The following is an 18,313-nucleotide window of genomic DNA, read 5'->3' as shown; positions in this document are numbered from 1 at the left end:
CCATTCCCGTGTCCAGCGGCGCTCGGCACTGGGTGCCGGTCCGCGACTACGTCTCCTGCTTCCTGTGTTTCAGAAGCACTTGAGTCAGGAGGAGGAATCGGCTGTCGGAGGCGGACGAAAAATGCGTCTGGATCAAGCTAGAAGCTACGCAGTCCAATAGCCGTACATCTCCACCCTACACATGTTCCTTAAGAATCGGGCGCCGCTCGCAGTATCCGGAGCGGGTTGGCATCTCGCGCTCACCGAAGTGGTCGCGGCTCATGTTTCAAGGCTTTGGTTTCGAGTCGTTAGCGGGTTGGAAATTTTCGTATTTCCGCTGAAACGCCTCTGTAGGACGGCCTGACGTCCGTTCAAAGTGTTTGCAGGCGAGGGGGAAATGCAGGTTGGCAATCATCCGCAGGCCAGGCCGCTTATGGCGGCTTCCCGACTATAGCAGCAATGATTAAGTGCTTCAATTGAATGAAAAATTGTTATGATGTACGGATGACTACTCCCGCCTCTCCGACCACCGGTGTCCAGCTGCTCGATGTGCCGCCGGAACTGGCTGGTCAACGTATCGACAATTTCCTTATCGCCCGTCTCAAGGGTGCGCCCAAGACCCTGATCTATCGCATCCTGCGTAAGGGCGAAGTGCGCGTGAACAAGGGGCGGATCAAGCCCGACTATCGGCTCCAGGCCGGAGACCAGGTGCGCGTGCCGCCGCTGCGCCTGGCCGAGCGTGATGAGCCGGCGCCGCTGGCGCAGGGGCTGCTGGAGCGGATGGAGGCGGCGATCGTCTACGAGGACAAGGCGCTGATCGTGGTCAACAAGCCCGCCGGGATCGCCGTGCATGGCGGCAGCGGCGTGAGCGCCGGGGTCATCGAGGTGTTTCGCCAGTTGCGCCCCGATGCCAAGGATATCGAATTGGTGCATCGTCTCGATCGCGATACCTCCGGCCTGCTGATGATCGCCAAGAAGCGCAGCATGTTGCGTCACCTGCATGAGGCCCTGCGGGGCGAGAAGATCGTCGACAAGCGCTATCACGCCCTGGTCCGTGGCCACTGGCCGGCTGGCAAGAAGAACGTGCGCGCGCCGCTGCTGAAGAACAACCTGCGTTCGGGCGAGCGGATGGTCGAGGTGAACGTCGAGGGCAAGGACGCGCTGACCGAGTTCCGGGTGCTGCGTCGCTTCGGCGATTTCGCCACCCTGGTGGAAGCACGCCCGATCACCGGGCGGACCCACCAGATCCGCGTGCATGCCAAGCACGCCGGGCATGCCATCGCCGGCGACCCGAAGTATGGCGACGAGGATTTCTCCCGCGAGATCCGCGAGCTGGGCGGCAAGCGCCTGTTCCTGCATGCCGCGCAGTTGCGCGTGCCGCTGCCCGACGGGCAGGTGCTGGAGCTGGAGGCGCCGGTGGACGAGATGTGGCAGCGTTCGCTGGAGCGTTTGAATGACTGATTACGCGTTGCTGGTATTCGATTGGGACGGCACCCTGGTCGACTCGATCGCGCGCATCGTCGATTCGATGAAGGCGGCGGCGCGGGAAACCGCTCTGCCGGAGCGGGACGATACCCGGATCAAGGGCATCATCGGCCTCGGCTTGCCCGAGGCGATCGCTTCGCTCTATCCGGAGGTTGGCGACCCTGCTCTGGTCGAGCGTTTCCGGCGTGCCTACAGTGAGCATTACCTGGCGCAGGAGGCGCAGCCGTCGCGGTTGTTCCCCGGCGTGGCCGAAGCCATGGTGCATTTTCGCGAGGCCGGGTTCCGCCTGGCGGTCGCCACCGGCAAGAGTCGGCGCGGCCTGGACCGGGTGCTGGCGGGGCATGGCTGGAGCGATTTCTTCGATATCACCCGCTGCGCCGACGAAACGGCCAGCAAGCCGGACCCGTTGATGCTCCACGAGATCCTGGCGCACTGCCGGGTCGAGCCGGGGCGGGCGCTGATGATCGGTGATTCGCCGTTCGACCTGGAAATGGCGCGGCGGGCGGGGATGGATTCGGTTGCGGTGGCCTATGGCGCCCAATCGCTGGAGCAGTTGCGGCCTTATGCGCCGCGGCTGGAAGTTGAGCATTTCACCGAGTTGCGCGCCTGGTTGGGCGGTGCTCGACGTGAGGCGGTTTCAGGAGTGGTTGAACATGTCTGACGAGTGGAGGTCGGAAACGCCGAAGGCGAATGACGACAAGAGCTGGAAGCTGCTGGAGAAGGCGGTTCTCGCCGGGGTCCAGGAGCAGCGGCGGGCGCGGCGCTGGGGGATATTCTTCAAGTCGCTGACCTTCATCTATCTCTTTGTCGTGCTGCTGGCCTTCAGTCCGTTCGGCAGCCTGGAGAAATCGGCCTCGCGCAGCGGTAGCCACACGGCACTGATCGAGGTGAAGGGCATGATCGCCGACGATGAGCCGGCCAGTGCCGACAATATCGTCACGGCCCTGCGCGCGGCGTTCAAGGATGAGGGTACCAAGGGGATCGTCCTGCGGATCAACAGTCCGGGCGGCAGTCCGGTGCAGTCGGGCTATATCTATGACGAGATTCGTCGCCTGCGCGGCGAGCACCCGAACGTCAAGGTCTATGCGGTGATCAGCGACCTGGGTGCCTCCGGCGCCTACTACATCGCCAGCGCCGCCGACCAGATCTACGCCGACAAGGCCAGCCTGGTCGGCTCCATCGGTGTGACGGCGGCCAGCTTCGGTTTCGTCGGCACCATGGAGAAGCTCGGTGTCGAGCGGCGCGTCTATACCTCCGGCGAGCACAAGTCGTTCCTCGATCCTTTCCAGCCGCAAAAGCCCGAGGAGACCCAGTTCTGGCAGCAGGTGCTGGATACCACCCACAAGCAGTTCATCGACAGCGTGAAAAAAGGGCGCGGCGACCGGCTCAAGGTCGAGGGGCATCCGGAGCTGTTCTCGGGTCTGGTCTGGTCCGGCGAACAGGCATTGCAGCTCGGTTTGATCGACGGCCTGGGCAATGCCAGCTATGTGGCGCGCGAAGTGGTGAAGGAGAAGAAGATCGAGGACTACACCGTGCAGGAGTCGCCTTTCGATCGCTTCGCCAAGAAGTTCGGTGCCAGTGTGGCGGAGCGCCTCGCGCTGTGGATGGGCTGGCAGGGGCCGGTACTGCGCTGAGGGTGTTTCCCTTCCTTATATAAAGAAGCCCGGCCGAAGCCGGGCTTCTTTATATGGAATGCCGGCTCAGGGGATTTCGACGCCTTCCTCGAGGAGCATGTCGACCAGGCGGATCAGGGGCAGTCCCACCAGGCTGGTGGCGTCCTCTCCTTCGGTGGAGCGGAACAGGCTGACGCCCAGGCCTTCCGCCTTGAAGCTGCCGGCGCAGTCCAGCGGGCGTTCCGCTTCGACGTAGCGGCGGATGCGGCTCTCGTCGAGGTGGCGGAAGTGCACGGTGAACGGCACGCATGCCACCTGGATGCGTCGGCTGGCGCTGTTGAGGAGGGCCAGTCCGGTGAGGAAGGTCACGCTCTTGCCGCTGGCGTCCCGTAGCTGCTGGATGGCGCGTTCGGGGGTGTGCGGCTTGCCGAGGATGTTGCCGTCGAGTACGGCGACCTGGTCGGAGCCGATCACCAGGTGTTGCGGATAGCGTCCGGCCAGCGCTTCGGCCTTGCTGGCGGAAAGGCGGCGCACCAGTTCCTCGGCACTTTCCCCGGCGCGATGGCTTTCGTCGATATCGGGGCTGGCGCTTTCGAAGGGAAGGCGCAGGCGGGTCAGGAGTTCGCGTCGGTAGGGGGAGCTGGAGGCGAGGATCAGGTCGGGCATGAGGTTCTCCATGGCGAGCGGCCGATTTTAACGAAAAGACTCGTCCTTACAGCGGTTTATGGCTAATTTCCTTTGACAGGCGCGGGGGCGTCCCTATAATGGCGCGCTTATGTTGAATGGGCCGATTCCACCTCATATCGATCCGCGCAAGTTGGTCGACCGCGGCGCCACCCTCGAGGGTGTGTACGCGCTCGCCGATATGCCGCGTGTATGCGAGCAACTGACCAGCGATGCCGGTGAGGTGCGCGTGAAGGTTTCCTTCGAGCGCGACCACCAGAAGCTGGCGGTCATGCATATGCAGCTCGATACCGAGGTGAGCATGGTATGCCAACGCTGCCTGGATGCGGCGGCCATTCCCGTGCATGGCGAATATACCTACGCCATTCTTCGGGAAGGTCAGTCCGCCGACGGTCTGCCGAAGGGGTACGATGCGCTGGAAGTGGGGGAGGAACCCCTGGACCTGCTGGCGCTGGTCGAGGACGAGCTGTTGCTCGCCTTACCCATCGTTCCGGCCCATGACCCCGAAGTATGTCAGCACCCGGCTGGATTCGTCGTCGAAGACGAGCCGGAGTCGAGCGAAGTCGAGGACAAGCGTCCTAATCCGTTCAGCGTACTGGCACAGTTGAAGCGTGACCCAAACGTTTAGGAGTTAATCAATCATGGCTGTTCAGCAGAACAAAAAGTCTCGTTCCGCTCGTGACATGCGTCGTTCCCACGATGCGCTCGAGTCCAATGCTCTGTCCGTGGAAAAGAGCACCGGTGAAGTCCACCTGCGCCACCACGTATCCCCGGACGGCTTCTATCGCGGCCGTAAGGTAGTAGACAAGGGCTCCGACGAGTAATCCTTGTCCGCACCAATCATCGCGATTGATGCAATGGGTGGGGACTTCGGTCCCCACTGCGTTGTTCCGGCCTCTATTGCCTTCCTGGCCGAGAATTCCTCTTCGCAACTGATCCTCGTCGGTCAGCCTGCCCTCCTCGAAGAACTCCTTTCCCGCTATCCGTCGCTCGACCGGCAGCGCCTGCGTGTGCATGCGGCCAGCGAAGTGATAGGTTCAGACGAGCGTCCCTCCCAGGCCTTGCGTGGCAAGCCGGACGCTTCCATGCGCGTGGCGCTGGAGCTGGTCCGCGACGGCCCGGCGCACGCGTGCGTCAGCGCCGGCAATACCGGGGCGTTGATGGCGCTGTCGCGGCACCTGCTGAAGACCCTGCCCGGTATCGACCGCCCTGCGATGGTGACGGCGGTTCCGACCGAGAAGGGGCATTGTCATCTGCTCGACCTCGGCGCCAACGTGGATTGCAGTGCCGAGCATCTCTATCAGTTCGCGGTGATGGGCGCGGTGGCGGCAGAGGCCTTGGGCTGCGTCTCGCCCCGGGTCGCCCTGCTCAACGTGGGGACCGAGGAGATCAAGGGCAACCAGCAGGTCAAGCTGGCGGCGAGTCTGTTGCAGAAGGCGCAGGGGTTGAATTTCAGCGGATATATAGAGGGCGATGGCCTGTATCGCGGCGAGGCCGACGTGGTGGTCTGCGACGGTTTCGTCGGCAACATCCTGCTGAAAGCCAGCGAAGGCCTGGCTGCCATGGTGTCGGCGCGGATCGAACAGCGCTTCCGCGATGGACTGGCGGCGAAGCTGGTCGGTGCGCTGGCGTTGCCGCTGCTGCGCCGGCTGCGCGGCGATATCGCTCCGGCACGCTATAACGGCGCCAGTTTCCTCGGATTGCAGGGGATAGTGGTGAAAAGCCATGGGTCTGCCGCCGAGGAGGGTTTCCAGAGCGCCTTGCGTCGCGCGGCACTGGAAGTCCGGGAAAACCTGCCGCAACGATTGCATGGCCGTCTCGAGCATCTGCTGCTCTAATGTGTGACCGGGCGGTCCAGGCAGCCATCCAACACTCAGTTTCCTGCGCCAGTCGCGGCTGGCGCGTTATCTCCGACGAGCAAAAGACCACAAGGGACCTATTCAATGTCTGCATCCCTCGCATTCGTCTTCCCTGGCCAGGGTTCGCAATCCCTCGGCATGCTGGCCGAGCTGGGCGCCCAGCAGGCGCTGGTGCGCGATACCTTCGCCGAGGCCTCCGAGGCGCTCGGTTACGACCTTTGGGCGCTGGTCCAGAATGGTCCTGAAGAGCACCTGAACCAGACCGACAAGACCCAGCCGGCCATCCTCACGGTTTCGATCGCGCTCTGGCGCCTCTGGCTGGCCGAGGGCGGTGCGCGCCCGGCGTTCGTCGCCGGGCACAGCCTGGGCGAATATTCCGCGCTGGTCGCGGCCGAAAGCCTGGCGTTCGCCGATGCGGTCAAGCTGGTCGAGCGTAGGGGCCAACTGATGCAGCAGGCGGTTCCGGCGGGGCAGGGCGGCATGGCCGCGATCCTTGGCCTGGAAGACGCCGATGTATTGGCGGCCTGTGCCGAGGCGGCCCAGGGCGAGGTGGTCAGCGCGGTCAACTTCAACGCGCCGGGGCAGGTAGTGATCGCCGGTGCCGCGGCTGCCGTTGAGCGTGCCATCGAGGCATGCAAGGCACGCGGCGCCAAGCGCGCGGTGGCGCTGCCAGTCAGCGTGCCGTCGCATTGCGAACTGATGCGTCCGGCCGCCGAGCAGTTCGCCGCCTCGGTCGAAAGCCTGCAGTGGCAGGCGCCGAAGATTGCGCTGGTGCAGAACGTCAGCGCCGCCGTGCCGGCTGATCTCGATACGCTGCGCCGCGACCTGCTGGCACAGCTGTACAGCCCGGTTCGCTGGGTGGAGAGCATCCAGCTGCTGGCGGAAAAGGGCGTCACCGAGCTGGTCGAGTGCGGGCCGGGCAAGGTCCTGGCAGGCCTCAACAGGCGCTGCGCGAAGGGCATCAATACCCATGGCCTGGATGGCGTCGAGGCGTTCGCCGCCACGCGCGCCGCCCTGGCCTGAGAGAGAGAAAGGAGAGAATCCCATGAGTCTGCAAGGTAAGGTCGCATTGGTAACCGGCGCCAGCCGTGGCATCGGCCAGGCGATTGCGCTGGAACTGGGGCGCCTGGGTGCCGTGGTCATCGGCACCGCGACCAGCGCGTCCGGCGCCGAGAAGATCGCCGAAACCCTCAAGGCCAATGGCGTCGAGGGTGCGGGCCTGGTCCTGGACGTTTCCAGCGACGAATCCGTAGCCGCGACCCTGGAGCACATCCAGCAGCATCTCGGCCAACCGCTGATCGTGGTCAATAACGCCGGCATCACCCGCGATAATCTGCTGGTGCGCATGAAAGACGACGAGTGGTTCGATGTGGTCAACACCAACCTGAACAGTCTCTACCGTCTGTCGAAAGCCGTTCTGCGCGGTATGACCAAGGCCCGCTGGGGGCGCATCATCAACATCGGTTCCGTGGTCGGCGCCATGGGCAATGCCGGGCAAACCAACTATGCCGCGGCGAAGGCCGGCCTGGAGGGCTTCACCCGTGCGCTGGCCCGGGAAGTCGGTTCGCGTGCCATTACCGTGAATGCGGTGGCGCCGGGCTTCATCGACACCGACATGACCCGCGAGCTGCCGGAAGCCCAGCGCGAAGCGCTGCTGGGCCAGATTCCGCTGGGTCGCCTGGGGCAGGCGGAAGAGATCGCCAAGGTGGTCGGCTTCCTCGCTTCGGACGGCGCAGCCTATGTGACCGGGGCCACCGTGCCGGTCAATGGTGGGATGTACATGAGCTGAATGTGACGTTACCTTTCTCGGGTCTGTCATAAGCGCTGTCTAGAATTCGTTGCGGAATTGCAGCCGGGTTATTAGATAGAATTATCGAAGTGGCCGTGGGAAGGTGAGGCGTTCAGCTTGAAAAGCAGAAAACCCTTTCTATACACTTACCCGCAGCCCAGCTGCTCGGATTTTCCATAGGAGTGAAAACAAGGTATGAGCACCATCGAAGAACGCGTTAAGAAGATCGTCGCTGAACAACTCGGCGTGAAGGAAGAAGAAGTCACCAACAGCGCTTCCTTCGTCGAAGACCTGGGCGCCGACTCCCTTGACACCGTCGAGCTGGTGATGGCTCTGGAAGAGGAATTCGAGACCGAAATCCCTGACGAGAAAGCTGAAAAGATCACCACCGTTCAGGAAGCCATCGACTACATCGTTGCTCACCAGCAATAAGTAGTCGTCGGATTTTCCGACGTGGAAAAGCCGCACAGCCTGTAAGGGCGTGCGGCTTTTCTTTAGCGCCTTACCTACCCTGGTAGTCTGTCGGCGCAACCCCGTGAAATGAGAAAGAGGAAGTCGTAGTGTCGCGTAGACGCGTCGTCATTACTGGCATGGGCATGCTGTCGCCGCTGGGCCTGGATGTCCCGAGCAGTTGGGAAGGTATTCTCGCCGGTCGCAGCGGGATCGCCCCGATCGAGCATATGGACCTGTCCGCCTATTCCACCCGCTTCGGTGGTTCGGTCAAGGGTTTCAATGTCGAGGAATACCTGTCCGCCAAGGAAGCCCGCAAGCTCGACCTGTTCATCCAGTACGGTCTCGCCGCCAGCTTCCAGGCCGTTCGCGATTCCGGCCTGGAGGTCACCGACGCCAATCGTGAGCGTATCGGCGTATCCATGGGTTCCGGTATCGGCGGCCTGACCAATATCGAGAACAACTGCCGATCCCTGTTCGAGCAAGGGCCGCGGCGCATCTCGCCGTTCTTCGTGCCCGGTTCGATCATCAACATGGTTTCCGGCTTCCTGTCGATCCACCTGGGTCTGCAGGGGCCCAACTACGCCCTCACCACCGCCTGCACCACCGGTACCCACAGCATCGGCATGGCTGCTCGCAACATCGCCTATGGCGAGGCCGACGTGATGGTCGCCGGCGGTTCCGAAATGGCTGCCTGCGGTCTCGGCCTGGGTGGTTTCGGCGCGGCTCGCGCGCTCTCCACTCGCAACGACGAGCCGACCCGTGCCAGCCGTCCGTGGGACCGGGATCGCGACGGCTTCGTCCTGTCCGACGGTTCCGGCGCCCTGGTGCTCGAAGAACTGGAGCACGCCCGTGCCCGCGGCGCGCGGATCTATGCCGAGCTGGTTGGCTTCGGCATGAGCGGCGACGCCTTCCACATGACCGCGCCGCCGGAAGACGGCGCCGGTGCCGCCCGCTGCATGAAGAACGCGCTGCGCGATGCCGGCCTGGATCCTCGTCAGGTCGATTACATCAACGCCCATGGCACCTCCACCCCGGCCGGCGACATCGCCGAGATCGCCGCGGTGAAGAGCGTGTTCGGCGAGCATGCCCATGCGCTGTCGATGAGTTCGACCAAGTCGATGACCGGCCACCTGTTAGGTGCCGCCGGTGCGGTGGAGGCGATCTTCAGCGTGCTGGCCCTGCGCGACCAGGTCGCCCCGCCGACCATCAACCTGGACAACCCGGACGAAGGTTGCGACCTCGACCTGGTGGCCCACGAAGCCAAGCCGCGCAAGATCGACGTGGCCCTGTCGAACTCGTTCGGTTTCGGCGGGACCAACGGCACCCTGGTGTTCCGCAGGTTCGCCGACTGATGCTGGACTGGGTCGACGGCCGGCCCGCCGCCGAGCTGTCCGTGCGCGATCGCGGACTGGCCTATGGCGACGGGCTGTTCGAGACCCTGGCGGTGCGCGCCGGCACGCCGCGTCTCCTGGAGCGCCACCTGGCGCGCCTGGAAGAGGGGTGTCGGCGCCTGGCGATCCCTCTCGACGCCGCGGCGTTGCGCCAGGAGTTGCTGGCGTTCTGCGCGGCGCTGGGCGACGGTGTCGCCAAGCTGATCGTCACCCGCGGCGAGGGTTTGCGTGGCTACGCGCCGCCTGCCGAGGCCTCGCCGCGGCGAATCCTCTCCGGATCGCCGCGTCCGGCCTATCCCGAGCGCCACTGGCAGCAAGGCGTGCGCCTGTTCGCCTGCCGCACGCGCCTGGCCGAGCAGCCCCTGCTGGCCGGCCTCAAGCACCTCAATCGCCTGGAGCAGGTCCTCGCCCGTGCCGAGTGGAGCGACGCCGGGCATGCCGAAGGGCTCATGCTGGACGTGCACGAGCGGGTGGTGGAGGGGGTGTTCAGCAACCTGCTGCTGGTTCTCGACGGCACCCTCGTAGCGCCTGACCTGCGGCGCTGCGGCGTCGCTGGAGTGATGCGCGCGGAATTGCTCGAGCGCGCCGAAGGAATCGGCGTCCCGCTGGCGATACGGGATGTTTCCATGGCTGAACTGGCGACGGCCGACGAGGTCTTTCTGTGCAACAGCCAGTTCGGCATCTGGCCGGTCCGGGCATTGGACGAGCACGTCTGGCCGGTCGGCGAGCTGACCCGTAAACTGCAAGACCAACTTCGCGACGACCTGGATTTCTGACTTTGATGCGCAAACTGCTGGTGCTGCTGGAGAGTGGCCTGTTGTTCGTTGGCCTCTGCGTCGGCCTGGCTGCATGGCAGCAGCAGCGGGCGCTGGAGCAGCCCCTGCAATTGACCGAGGAGCGCCTGCTGGACGTTTCCTCGGGCTCCACGCCGGGCGGCATGCTCGCGCGTCTGGAGCAGGAAAAGGTGCTCCATGGCGCGTTCTGGCTGCGCCTCTACTGGCGTTTCAACCTGCCGGGCCAGGCCCTGCACAGCGGCGAATACCGCCTCTTGCCGGGGATGAAGGGCGCCGACCTGCTGGAACTCTGGCGTGAAGGCGAGGTGGTGCAGTACAGCCTGACCCTGGTCGAGGGCTGGAGTTTCCGCCAGGTGCGCGAAGCGCTCGCCAGGCAGGGCAAGCTGGAGCAGACCCTGGCCGGCCTGAGCGACGGCGAGATCATGCAACGCCTCGGCAAGCCCGACGAAGTGGCCGAAGGGCGCTTCTTCCCCGATACCTACCGCTACACCCGTGGCATGCGCGACATCGACATACTGCGCAAGGCCTACCAGCGCATGCAGACCATCCTCGCCAAGGAATGGGATGGCCGCAGCCAGGACCTGCCTTATCGCGACGCCTACCAGGCGCTGATCATGGCCTCGCTGGTGGAAAAGGAAACCGGCGTGCCGGAAGAGCGTTCGCAGATCGCCGGCGTCTTCGTCCGCCGCCTGCAGCGCGGCATGCTGTTGCAGACCGATCCGACGGTGATCTATGGCATGGGCGAGCGCTACAACGGCAAGATCACCCGCGCCGACCTGCGCGAACCGACCCCTTACAATACCTATGTGGTGCCGGGCATGCCGCCGACCCCGATCGCCCTGGCCGGGCGCGAGGCGATTCGCGCCGCGCTGCATCCGGCCGAGGGTGAGACCCTGTATTTCGTGGCGCGCGGCGATGGCAGCCATGTGTTCTCCAGCAGCCTGGACGAACACAACAAGGCGGTCCGCGAGTACCAGTTGAAGCGTCGCTCGGACTATCGCTCCAGCCCCGCGCCCATCACCCCGCCGCCACAATGAGCGGCGCAGCCAAGATAAGGAGTGCCGTGTGACCGGCCTGTTCGTCACCCTGGAGGGCCCGGAAGGGGCCGGCAAGAGCACCAACCGCGACTACCTGGCCGAGCGCCTGCGCGAGCGCGGCATCGAGGTGCAGTTGACCCGCGAGCCTGGCGGCACGCCTCTCGCCGAGCGCATCCGTGAACTGCTGCTGGCGCCCAGCGACGAGCCGATGGCCGCCGATACCGAGCTGTTGCTGATGTTCGCCGCGCGGGCCCAGCATCTCGCCGGGGTCATCCGCCCGGCGCTGGCGCGCGGGGCCGTGGTGCTCTGCGATCGCTTCACCGATGCCACCTATGCCTACCAGGGCGGCGGGCGCGGTTTGCCGGAGGCGCGCATCGCCGCGCTGGAAAGCTTCGTCCAGGGCGACCTGCGGCCCGACCTCACGCTGGTCTTCGACCTGCCGGTGGAAATCGGCCTGGCGCGGGCGGCGGCGCGTGGCCGGCTCGACCGTTTCGAGCAGGAGGACCGACGCTTCTTCGAGGCCGTGCGTCAGACCTACCTGCAGCGCGCCGCGCAGGCCCCGGAGCGTTACCAGGTGCTCGATGCCGGGTTGCCGCTGGCCGAGGTGCAGGCTGGCCTGGATCGGCTGCTGCCGAATCTGCTGGAGCGTCTGAATGGCTGATATCTATCCCTGGCAGCAGGCGCTCTGGAACCAACTGGGCGGCCGCGCCCAGCACGCCCACGCCTATCTGCTCTACGGTCCCGCCGGGATCGGCAAGCGTGCCCTGGCCGAGCATTGGGCCGCCCAACTGCTCTGCCAGCGGCCTGCCGCCGCTGGCGCATGCGGCGAGTGCAAGGCCTGCCAGTTGCTGGCCGCCGGTACCCATCCGGACTACTTCGTGCTGGAGCCGGAGGAGGCGGAGAAACCGATCCGGGTCGATCAGGTCCGCGACCTGGTTGGCTTCGTGGTGCAGACCGCGCAACTGGGCGGGCGCAAGGTCGTGTTGCTCGAACCCGCCGAGGCGATGAACGTGAACGCCGCCAACGCCCTGTTGAAAAGCCTTGAAGAGCCGTCGGGCGATACTGTGCTGCTGCTGATCAGCCACCAGCCCAGCCGCCTGTTGCCGACCATCAAGAGCCGCTGCGTGCAGCAGGCCTGCCCTTTGCCGGGCGCGGCGGCGAGTCTGGAATGGCTGGCGCGGGCCCTGCCCGACGAGCCGGCCGAGGCCCTGGAGGAACTGTTGGCGCTTTCCGGCGGCTCGCCGCTCACCGCCCAGCGCCTGCACGGCCAGGGCGTGCGCGAGCAGCGCGCGCAGGTGGTCGAGGGGGTGAAGAAGCTGCTCAAGCAGCAGATCGCCGCCAGCCCACTGGCCGAAAGCTGGAACAGCGTGCCGTTGCCATTGCTCTTCGACTGGTTCTGCGACTGGACGCTGGGCATCCTGCGCTACCAGTTGACCCACGACGAGGAGGGGCTGGGGTTGGCCGACATGCGCAAGGTGATCCAGTACCTGGGCGACAAATCCGGGCAGGCCAAGGTGCTGGCCATGCAGGACTGGCTGCTGCAACAGCGGCAGAAAGTGTTGAACAAGGCCAACCTCAACCGTGTCCTGCTTCTCGAAGCCCTGCTGGTGCAGTGGGCAAGCCTGCCCGGGCCGGGCTAGAATCCCGCTGATATTCGACTGGCAGGAACCTGCATGAGTTTGCCACCCAATCTGGGGCCGCGTAACGGCATCCTGTCCTTGACCATCAAGGACAAGTCCGTGCTGTACGCCGCCTACATGCCGTTCATCAGGAACGGCGGGCTGTTCATTCCCACCAACAAGAACTACAAGCTCGGCGACGAAGTCTTCATGCTGCTCAACCTGATGGAAGAGCCGGAGAAGATCCCGGTGGCCGGCAAGGTCGTCTGGATCACCCCGAAGGGCGCCCAGGGCAACCGTGCGGCTGGCATCGGCGTGCAGTTCAACGACGGTGACAACACCGCCCGCAACAAGATCGAAACCTACCTGGCCGGGGCGCTGAAGTCGGACCGGCCGACCCACACGATGTAACGCTAGACAGGATCATGCTGGTCGATTCCCACTGCCACCTCGATCGCCTCGACCTGGCCGCCCATGGCGGCTCGCTCGATGCGGCGCTGGATGCCGCGCGAGCGCGTGGCGTCGGTCAATTCCTCTGCATCGGCGTCAGCGCCGACAATGCCCAGGCGGTGAAGGCCCTGGCCGAGCGCTATGCCGACGTGCACTGTTCGGTGGGCGTGCACCCGCTGGACCTGGAGCCCGGAAGCGCGCCAGCGCTGGACTGGCTGCTGGGCGAACTGGCGCATCCGCGGGTGGTGGCGATCGGCGAGACCGGCCTCGACTACCACTACGAACCGGAAGCCGCCGAGTTGCAACAGGAGGCGTTTCGCCTGCACCTGGAAGCCGCGCGGATCACCGCCAAGCCAGTGATCGTGCACACCCGCGAGGCGCGCGCCGACACGCTGGCGCTGCTGCGCGAGGCGGCGTTGCCGCAGGCCGGCGTGCTGCATTGCTTCACCGAGGACTGGGAAATGGCGCGATCGGCGCTGGACCTGGGCTTCTACATTTCCCTGTCCGGCATCGTCACCTTCCGCAATGCCGATGCCCTGCGCGAGGTGGCTCGCCAGGTACCGGCCGACCGGCTGTTGGTGGAGACCGACTCGCCCTACCTGGCGCCGATTCCCCATCGCGGCAAGCCGAACCTGCCGGAATACGTGCGCGATGTCGCCGAATTCCTCGCGACGTTGCGTGGCGTCAGCCTGGAAACCCTGGCGGAGCAGACTACCGCCAATTTCCATCGGCTGTTTCCGTTGGCCCGCTAGGCCGGCGCACGGATAAAAAAAACCCGGGTTCTGGGGGATGAATCCGGGTCAAGACCATTAGGAGTGGAACAAAGGTACGCATTCCTCGGTACCTTCACTGGCTGGGTACTTGGGGGGAGATACCGCGCGCCAGTACCTTTCAGTATTGGTCATGTTCGTGGGGCGTCCAGACAGGGCTGGCGGTTTTTTAAACAGATTTGGAATACCCTTGCGGTCCTTGAGTACCTAGGTGCCTGCGATCTGGCGCAAGATCGCCAGGGTATCGTCGATCACCGTCGAACTCGTGTAGAAGTGCGGGGAAAAACGGATACCTCCGCCACGCTGGGCGCAAATGACCCGTTCCTGGCGAAGCGTTTCGAAGAGTGTCCGATTGTCCTGGCCGTCCAGGCTGAAGGTCAGGATGCCCGCGCGTCGGCTCGGGTTCCGCGGGCTGTGCAGGCGTACCCCGGGAATTCCCGACAGACCGTCCTGTAGCCACTGGACGCGCTCGGCGATGTCTCTGCCGACCCGCTCCATGCCGACCTCCTCCAACAGCCCCAGGCTGGCCTCCAGGGCCATCGCGCCGAGCATGTTCGGGCTGCCGCATTCGAAGCGCCGGGCGCTGCGCGCCGGCCGCCAGTCGCGACGCTCGTAATCGAGGGCATGTTCCAGCATGTGCCAGCCATATTCGTGCAGCGCCAGGCGCTCGCGCTGCTCGGGATGGCAATAGAAGACGCCCAGCCCTTCGGGGCCGAGCATCCACTTGTGCCCATCGGCCATGGCGAAGGCACAATCGTAGGTCTGTACGTCGAAGGGCAGGGCGCCGAGCTGCTGGATCGCGTCGATGCAGAACAGCACCCCGCGGCGGCGACATCCCGCGCCGATGCGCTCCAGGTCAAGGCGCAGGCCGCTGGCGTACTGCACCGCGCTGATCGACAGCAGGCGGGTGCGCGGGCCGCAGGCGGCGAGCAGGGCGCTCTCGGGATCGTCGCCGGCGAGACCGACCTCGACCACTTCGACGCCGCGCGGGCGCAAGGCTTCCCAGACCACTCTATTGGAGGGGAACTCCTCGTTGCCGATGACGACCTGGTCGCCCTCTCGCCAATCCAGGCCGAAGGCTACGAAGGAAAGCGCCTCGGAGGTGTTCTTGACCAGGGCGAGGTCGCTGCCGGCGCGCGCATTGAGCAGTCGGGCAAGGCGCTCGCGCAGGCGATGTTCTATCTTCAGCCATTCCGGATAGTCGTTGGCGCCGTGGGCGACGTTCTCCCGGGCGAAGGCGCTCACCGCGTCGGCGGCGCGTCTAGGCCAGGGTGCGACCGCTGCGTGGTTGAGGTAGCGCAGACCGTTGGTCTGGTCGAATTCGTCCTGGTAACAATTCATCGTCGGATGTTCCGTGCATTTTCGTGCTGAATAGGCATAATACGCGGCTTCGATTTTTGACTCATTTTGACCTGACAGTCTTTTTATGCAGAAAGAGCCTCGCAAAGTTCGTGAATTTCGTCGCCGTGAACAGGAGATTCTCGATACCGCCCTCAAGCTGTTCCTCGAACAGGGGGAAGACAGCGTAACGGTCGAGATGATCGCGGATGCCGTCGGCATCGGCAAAGGCACGATCTACAAGCACTTCAAGTCCAAGGCGGAGATCTACCTGCGCCTGATGCTGGACTACGAGCGCGATCTCGCCGCCCTGTTCCATTCCGAAGACGTAGCCCGCGACAAGGAAGCCCTGTCGCGTGCCTACTTCGAGTTCCGCATGCGCGATCCGCAGCGCTACCGCCTGTTCGACCGCCTGGAAGAGAAGGTGGTGAAGACCAGCCAGGTGCCGGAGATGGTCGAGGAGCTGCACAAGATCCGCGCCTCCAACTTCGAACGCCTGACCCAACTGATCAAGGAGCGTATCGCCGACGGCAAGCTGGAGAACGTTCCGCCGTACTTCCATTATTGCGCTGCCTGGGCGTTGGTGCATGGCGCCGTGGCGCTGTACCACTCGCCGTTCTGGCGCGAGGTGCTGGAAGACCAGGAAGGTTTCTTCCACTTCCTGATGGATATCGGCGTGCGCATGGGCAACAAGCGCAAGCGCGAAGGCGACGCTCCCAGCGCCTGATACCTGTGGTGCCGGGACGCAGTCACTGCGCCCCGCGCACTCTTTGCCGGCAGGGATATACTCGTCGCCCATCGATCCGCCGGCGGGACGTCGGCTGCCCATTTCCGGCGAATCCGCCGGTGGCTCCACGTTCGTTCAGGAGTTCTCCGATGAGTGTCCGTGAATTCCCCATCCACTACATCGAACCGGTGTTCCGGCCCCCGAGCGAGGCGCATTCGCTGATCCTCCCGGTGACCAATGGCTGTTCCTGGAACAAATGCGGCTTTTGCGAGATGTATACCCAGCCGCAAAAGAAATTTCGCGCCCGCGACGAGAACGAGGTACTGGAGGAGATCCGCCGCTGCGGCGAGCGCCTGATCGTCAAGCGGGTGTTTCTCGCCGATGGCGACGCCCTGGTATTGCCGACCCGCCGGCTGCTCGCGGTGCTGCAGGCGATTCGCGAGCACTTGCCGGAGGTGGAGCGGGTATCCAGCTACTGCCTGCCGCGCAACCTGCGCAGGAAGTCGGTCGACGAGTTGCGCGAACTGGCCGACGCCGGGCTGCGAATGGCCTATGTCGGCGCCGAGTCCGGCGACGACGAAGTGCTGGCGCGGGTCAACAAGGGCGAGACCTATTCCTCTACCCTGGATGCGCTGGAAAAGCTTGGCGAGGCGGGGATCAGTCGTTCGGTGATGATCCTCAACGGTCTGGGCGGAATGACCCTGAGCGCGCAGCACGCGGACAACTCCGCGCGCCTGATGAACGCCGCCCAGCCGGAGTACCTGTCGACCCTGGTGGTGAGTTTCCCTACCGGCGAGCAGCGTTTCCGTGCTGGCTTCGCCGATTTCGAGGCGCTGGATCGGCGTGCCCTGTTCGTCGAGGTCGAACGCCTGTTGCAGGGTTTGGAGCTCGAAGACACGGTATTTCGCAGCGACCACGCTTCCAACTATCTGGTGCTCAAGGGCGAACTGGGTGCCGACAAGGCGCGCCTGCTGGCCGAGGTCCGCCAGGCCATCGAGCAGCCGCAGCACGCTGCCCTGCGCCAGGAGTGGCAGCGTGGCCTGTGATGGCGCGGAAGCTGCATCGGCTCGTCATTCGCCGGTTTTCCGACGCCGGCAGGGGAGATGACCGATGTTGCACCTGTTCCGTATCGCCCTGGCGATGCTCCTCCTGGGCAGCCTGTCCGCCTGCATGAAGCCCAGCGACCTGGCCGACGGCGCCGACTACTACCTGCGCGACGCCGGGGTGCTCGATCACAGCGCCAGCCAGCGCAGCAACAACCGGCGGATCCAGGCCGACTCCTTCATCTACATCGGCCAGGGCCCGTTCGTGCCGCCGGGCTACCGGTACGCGCGGCCGAACGTGGTGGCCGAGCAGGCCTTCGAAGGTTTCGTCGAGTATTTCCCGCTGGTGCGCCGCGCCAAGGCGCCGCTCGGCCTGGACGACGCGATGCGCGATGCGCGTGCCGCCGGCGCTCACTACCTGCTGTACTGCCGTTTCGCCCGGGGCGACAACAGGATCGGCAACTGGGAGGAGTGGGAAGACGAAGAGGAACTCGGCCGGGTCGGGCGCGATCGCAGTGTCATCCAGGTCATGCTGATCGAGACCAGCACCCGTTTCCTGGTGGACAGCGCGACCATCCGCAGCCGCGGCGGTTTCCTGACGTTCTACGACGCCACCCCGGAAGACCTGCTGCGTCCCCCGCTGGAGCAATACGCCCAGGAATTGCTGGGCCTGAACAGTCGAGGAACAGGCTATGAGTGATACCGGCAAGGCCAACGACCTGCTGGCGCAGATCCCCAGGGGCGAAAAGAAGGGCCTGCCGCCCGTGCACCTGTGGAATCCGCCGTTCTGCGGCGACATCGACATGCGCATCGCCCGCGACGGCACCTGGTTCTACCTGGGCACGCCGATCGGACGCAAGCCGATGGTGAAGCTGTTCTCCAGCATCATTCGCCGCGACGGCGACGACTATTTCCTGGTGACTCCGGTGGAAAAGGTCGGTATCCGCGTCGACGATGCGCCCTTCGTCGCGGTGACCCTGCAGGTGCAGGGCGAGGGCGGGGCGCAGGTACTGCGCTTCGCCACCAACGTCGAGGACGAGGTCGAGGCGGACGCCGGGCATCCGCTGCGCGTCGAGATCGACCCCCGCAGCCAGGAACCCACGCCCTACCTGCGGGTGCGCGACAACCTCGAGGCGCTGGTGCATCGCAACGTGTTCTACCAGCTGGTCGAGCTGGCGGTGCCGCGCCGGATCGACGGCATCGAATGGCTCGGCGTCTGGAGCCACGGCGAGTTCTTTCCCATCGGCCCGCAGCCGGACTGACAGGCGCAGCATGAAAAAAG

The 18,313-nt window shown here is 64.9% G+C and carries 22 protein-coding genes; 20 read left to right on the top strand and 2 right to left on the bottom strand.

Going from position 1 to position 18,313, the window contains the following annotated elements:
• Positions 1-483: 483 nt before the first annotated feature.
• Genes rluC through sppA form a run of 3 tightly spaced genes read left to right on the top strand, consistent with a single transcriptional unit; the run spans position 484 to position 3,098 of the window.
• Positions 484-1,440 carry a 23S rRNA pseudouridine(955/2504/2580) synthase RluC gene (gene rluC, locus HMPREF1224_RS17175; RefSeq protein ID WP_003104143.1) on the top strand — a complete coding sequence of 319 codons (957 nt, stop codon included), beginning with the start codon at positions 484-486 and terminating at the stop codon, positions 1,438-1,440.
• Positions 1,433-2,125: an HAD-IA family hydrolase gene (locus HMPREF1224_RS17170; protein WP_003091148.1), complete on the top strand. Its 693-nt coding sequence runs from the start codon at positions 1,433-1,435 to the stop codon at positions 2,123-2,125. The genes rluC and HMPREF1224_RS17170 overlap by 8 nt, the downstream gene beginning before the upstream one ends.
• Positions 2,118-3,098 (top strand): signal peptide peptidase SppA, encoded by a 981-nt coding sequence (gene sppA, locus HMPREF1224_RS17165; RefSeq protein ID WP_010793193.1) that lies wholly within the window; start codon positions 2,118-2,120, stop codon positions 3,096-3,098. The genes HMPREF1224_RS17170 and sppA overlap by 8 nt, the downstream gene beginning before the upstream one ends.
• Positions 3,099-3,164: 66 nt before the next feature.
• Here sppA and HMPREF1224_RS17160 read toward each other — a convergent pair whose 3' ends face one another.
• Entirely contained in the window at positions 3,165-3,743 is a 579-nt protein-coding gene (locus HMPREF1224_RS17160) for a Maf family protein (protein ID WP_003113992.1), read from the bottom strand.
• Between the two features lie 109 nt (positions 3,744-3,852).
• Here HMPREF1224_RS17160 and HMPREF1224_RS17155 point away from each other — a divergent pair, with 109 nt between their 5' ends.
• The 13 genes from HMPREF1224_RS17155 (at position 3,853) to HMPREF1224_RS17095 (ending at position 13,905) form a co-directional block, all read left to right on the top strand.
• Positions 3,853-4,389, top strand: coding sequence for a YceD family protein (locus HMPREF1224_RS17155; protein WP_003091144.1), 537 nt, complete (start codon positions 3,853-3,855; stop codon positions 4,387-4,389).
• 13 nt (positions 4,390-4,402) lie between these two features.
• Positions 4,403-4,585 (top strand): 50S ribosomal protein L32, encoded by a 183-nt coding sequence (rpmF, locus tag HMPREF1224_RS17150; RefSeq protein ID WP_003091143.1) that lies wholly within the window; start codon positions 4,403-4,405, stop codon positions 4,583-4,585.
• 3 nt (positions 4,586-4,588) lie between these two features.
• Positions 4,589-5,599 carry a phosphate acyltransferase PlsX gene (gene plsX, locus HMPREF1224_RS17145; protein ID WP_071536045.1) on the top strand — a complete coding sequence of 337 codons (1,011 nt, stop codon included), beginning with the start codon at positions 4,589-4,591 and terminating at the stop codon, positions 5,597-5,599.
• 105 nt (positions 5,600-5,704) lie between these two features.
• Positions 5,705-6,643 carry an ACP S-malonyltransferase gene (gene fabD / locus HMPREF1224_RS17140; protein WP_003104134.1) on the top strand — a complete coding sequence of 313 codons (939 nt, stop codon included), beginning with the start codon at positions 5,705-5,707 and terminating at the stop codon, positions 6,641-6,643.
• A gap of 22 nt (positions 6,644-6,665) precedes the next feature.
• Complete coding sequence (fabG, locus tag HMPREF1224_RS17135; protein ID WP_003091137.1) at positions 6,666-7,409, top strand: 3-oxoacyl-ACP reductase FabG; 744 nt, start codon at positions 6,666-6,668, stop codon at positions 7,407-7,409.
• A 195-nt stretch (positions 7,410-7,604) separates the two neighbouring features.
• A complete protein-coding gene (gene acpP / locus HMPREF1224_RS17130; RefSeq protein ID WP_003091135.1) occupies positions 7,605-7,841 on the top strand; it encodes an acyl carrier protein in 237 nt (78 codons plus the stop codon).
• A 128-nt stretch (positions 7,842-7,969) separates the two neighbouring features.
• Positions 7,970-9,214, top strand: coding sequence for a beta-ketoacyl-ACP synthase II (gene fabF, locus HMPREF1224_RS17125; protein WP_003104132.1), 1,245 nt, complete (start codon positions 7,970-7,972; stop codon positions 9,212-9,214).
• A complete protein-coding gene (pabC, locus tag HMPREF1224_RS17120; RefSeq protein WP_003110198.1) occupies positions 9,214-10,029 on the top strand; it encodes an aminodeoxychorismate lyase in 816 nt (271 codons plus the stop codon). Before fabF ends, pabC begins: the two co-directional genes overlap by 1 nt.
• A 5-nt stretch (positions 10,030-10,034) precedes the next feature.
• The gene (gene mltG / locus HMPREF1224_RS17115) at positions 10,035-11,084 is read left to right on the top strand and encodes an endolytic transglycosylase MltG (RefSeq protein WP_003104128.1); all 1,050 of its coding nucleotides are present in this window, start codon (positions 10,035-10,037) and stop codon (positions 11,082-11,084) included.
• 28 nt (positions 11,085-11,112) lie between these two features.
• Positions 11,113-11,745 (top strand): dTMP kinase, encoded by a 633-nt coding sequence (tmk, locus tag HMPREF1224_RS17110; protein ID WP_003091125.1) that lies wholly within the window; start codon positions 11,113-11,115, stop codon positions 11,743-11,745.
• The gene (locus HMPREF1224_RS17105; RefSeq protein ID WP_010793191.1) at positions 11,738-12,724 is read left to right on the top strand and encodes a DNA polymerase III subunit delta'; all 987 of its coding nucleotides are present in this window, start codon (positions 11,738-11,740) and stop codon (positions 12,722-12,724) included. Before tmk ends, HMPREF1224_RS17105 begins: the two co-directional genes overlap by 8 nt.
• A gap of 33 nt (positions 12,725-12,757) precedes the next feature.
• Positions 12,758-13,114: a PilZ domain-containing protein gene (locus HMPREF1224_RS17100; protein WP_003091119.1), complete on the top strand. Its 357-nt coding sequence runs from the start codon at positions 12,758-12,760 to the stop codon at positions 13,112-13,114.
• Positions 13,115-13,128: 14 nt separating this feature from the next.
• Entirely contained in the window at positions 13,129-13,905 is a 777-nt protein-coding gene (locus HMPREF1224_RS17095) for a TatD family hydrolase (protein ID WP_003091117.1), read from the top strand.
• A gap of 225 nt (positions 13,906-14,130) precedes the next feature.
• Here HMPREF1224_RS17095 and HMPREF1224_RS17090 read toward each other — a convergent pair whose 3' ends face one another.
• Positions 14,131-15,264, bottom strand: coding sequence for an aminotransferase class V-fold PLP-dependent enzyme (locus HMPREF1224_RS17090; protein ID WP_010793190.1), 1,134 nt, complete (start codon positions 15,262-15,264; stop codon positions 14,131-14,133).
• Between the two features lie 85 nt (positions 15,265-15,349).
• Between HMPREF1224_RS17090 and HMPREF1224_RS17085 the strand changes: the two genes are divergently transcribed.
• The 4 genes from HMPREF1224_RS17085 (at position 15,350) to HMPREF1224_RS17070 (ending at position 18,293) form a co-directional block, all read left to right on the top strand.
• Positions 15,350-15,988: a TetR/AcrR family transcriptional regulator gene (locus HMPREF1224_RS17085; RefSeq protein ID WP_003091114.1), complete on the top strand. Its 639-nt coding sequence runs from the start codon at positions 15,350-15,352 to the stop codon at positions 15,986-15,988.
• A gap of 149 nt (positions 15,989-16,137) precedes the next feature.
• On the top strand, positions 16,138-17,034 hold the full coding sequence (locus HMPREF1224_RS17080; RefSeq protein ID WP_003091113.1) for a radical SAM protein: 897 nt from the start codon (positions 16,138-16,140) through the stop codon (positions 17,032-17,034).
• A 64-nt stretch (positions 17,035-17,098) separates the two neighbouring features.
• Positions 17,099-17,731: a DUF4823 domain-containing protein gene (locus HMPREF1224_RS17075; protein WP_010793189.1), complete on the top strand. Its 633-nt coding sequence runs from the start codon at positions 17,099-17,101 to the stop codon at positions 17,729-17,731.
• Positions 17,724-18,293: a DUF1285 domain-containing protein gene (locus HMPREF1224_RS17070; protein WP_003160628.1), complete on the top strand. Its 570-nt coding sequence runs from the start codon at positions 17,724-17,726 to the stop codon at positions 18,291-18,293. The genes HMPREF1224_RS17075 and HMPREF1224_RS17070 overlap by 8 nt, the downstream gene beginning before the upstream one ends.
• Positions 18,294-18,313: the final 20 nt, after the last annotated feature.

The sequence above is a fragment of the Pseudomonas sp. P179 genome (assembly GCF_000478485.2).
GTDB lineage: Bacteria > Pseudomonadota > Gammaproteobacteria > Pseudomonadales > Pseudomonadaceae > Pseudomonas > Pseudomonas aeruginosa.
Note: the sequence above shows the minus strand (reverse complement) of the source record. Positions and strands in the feature narration are given on the sequence as shown.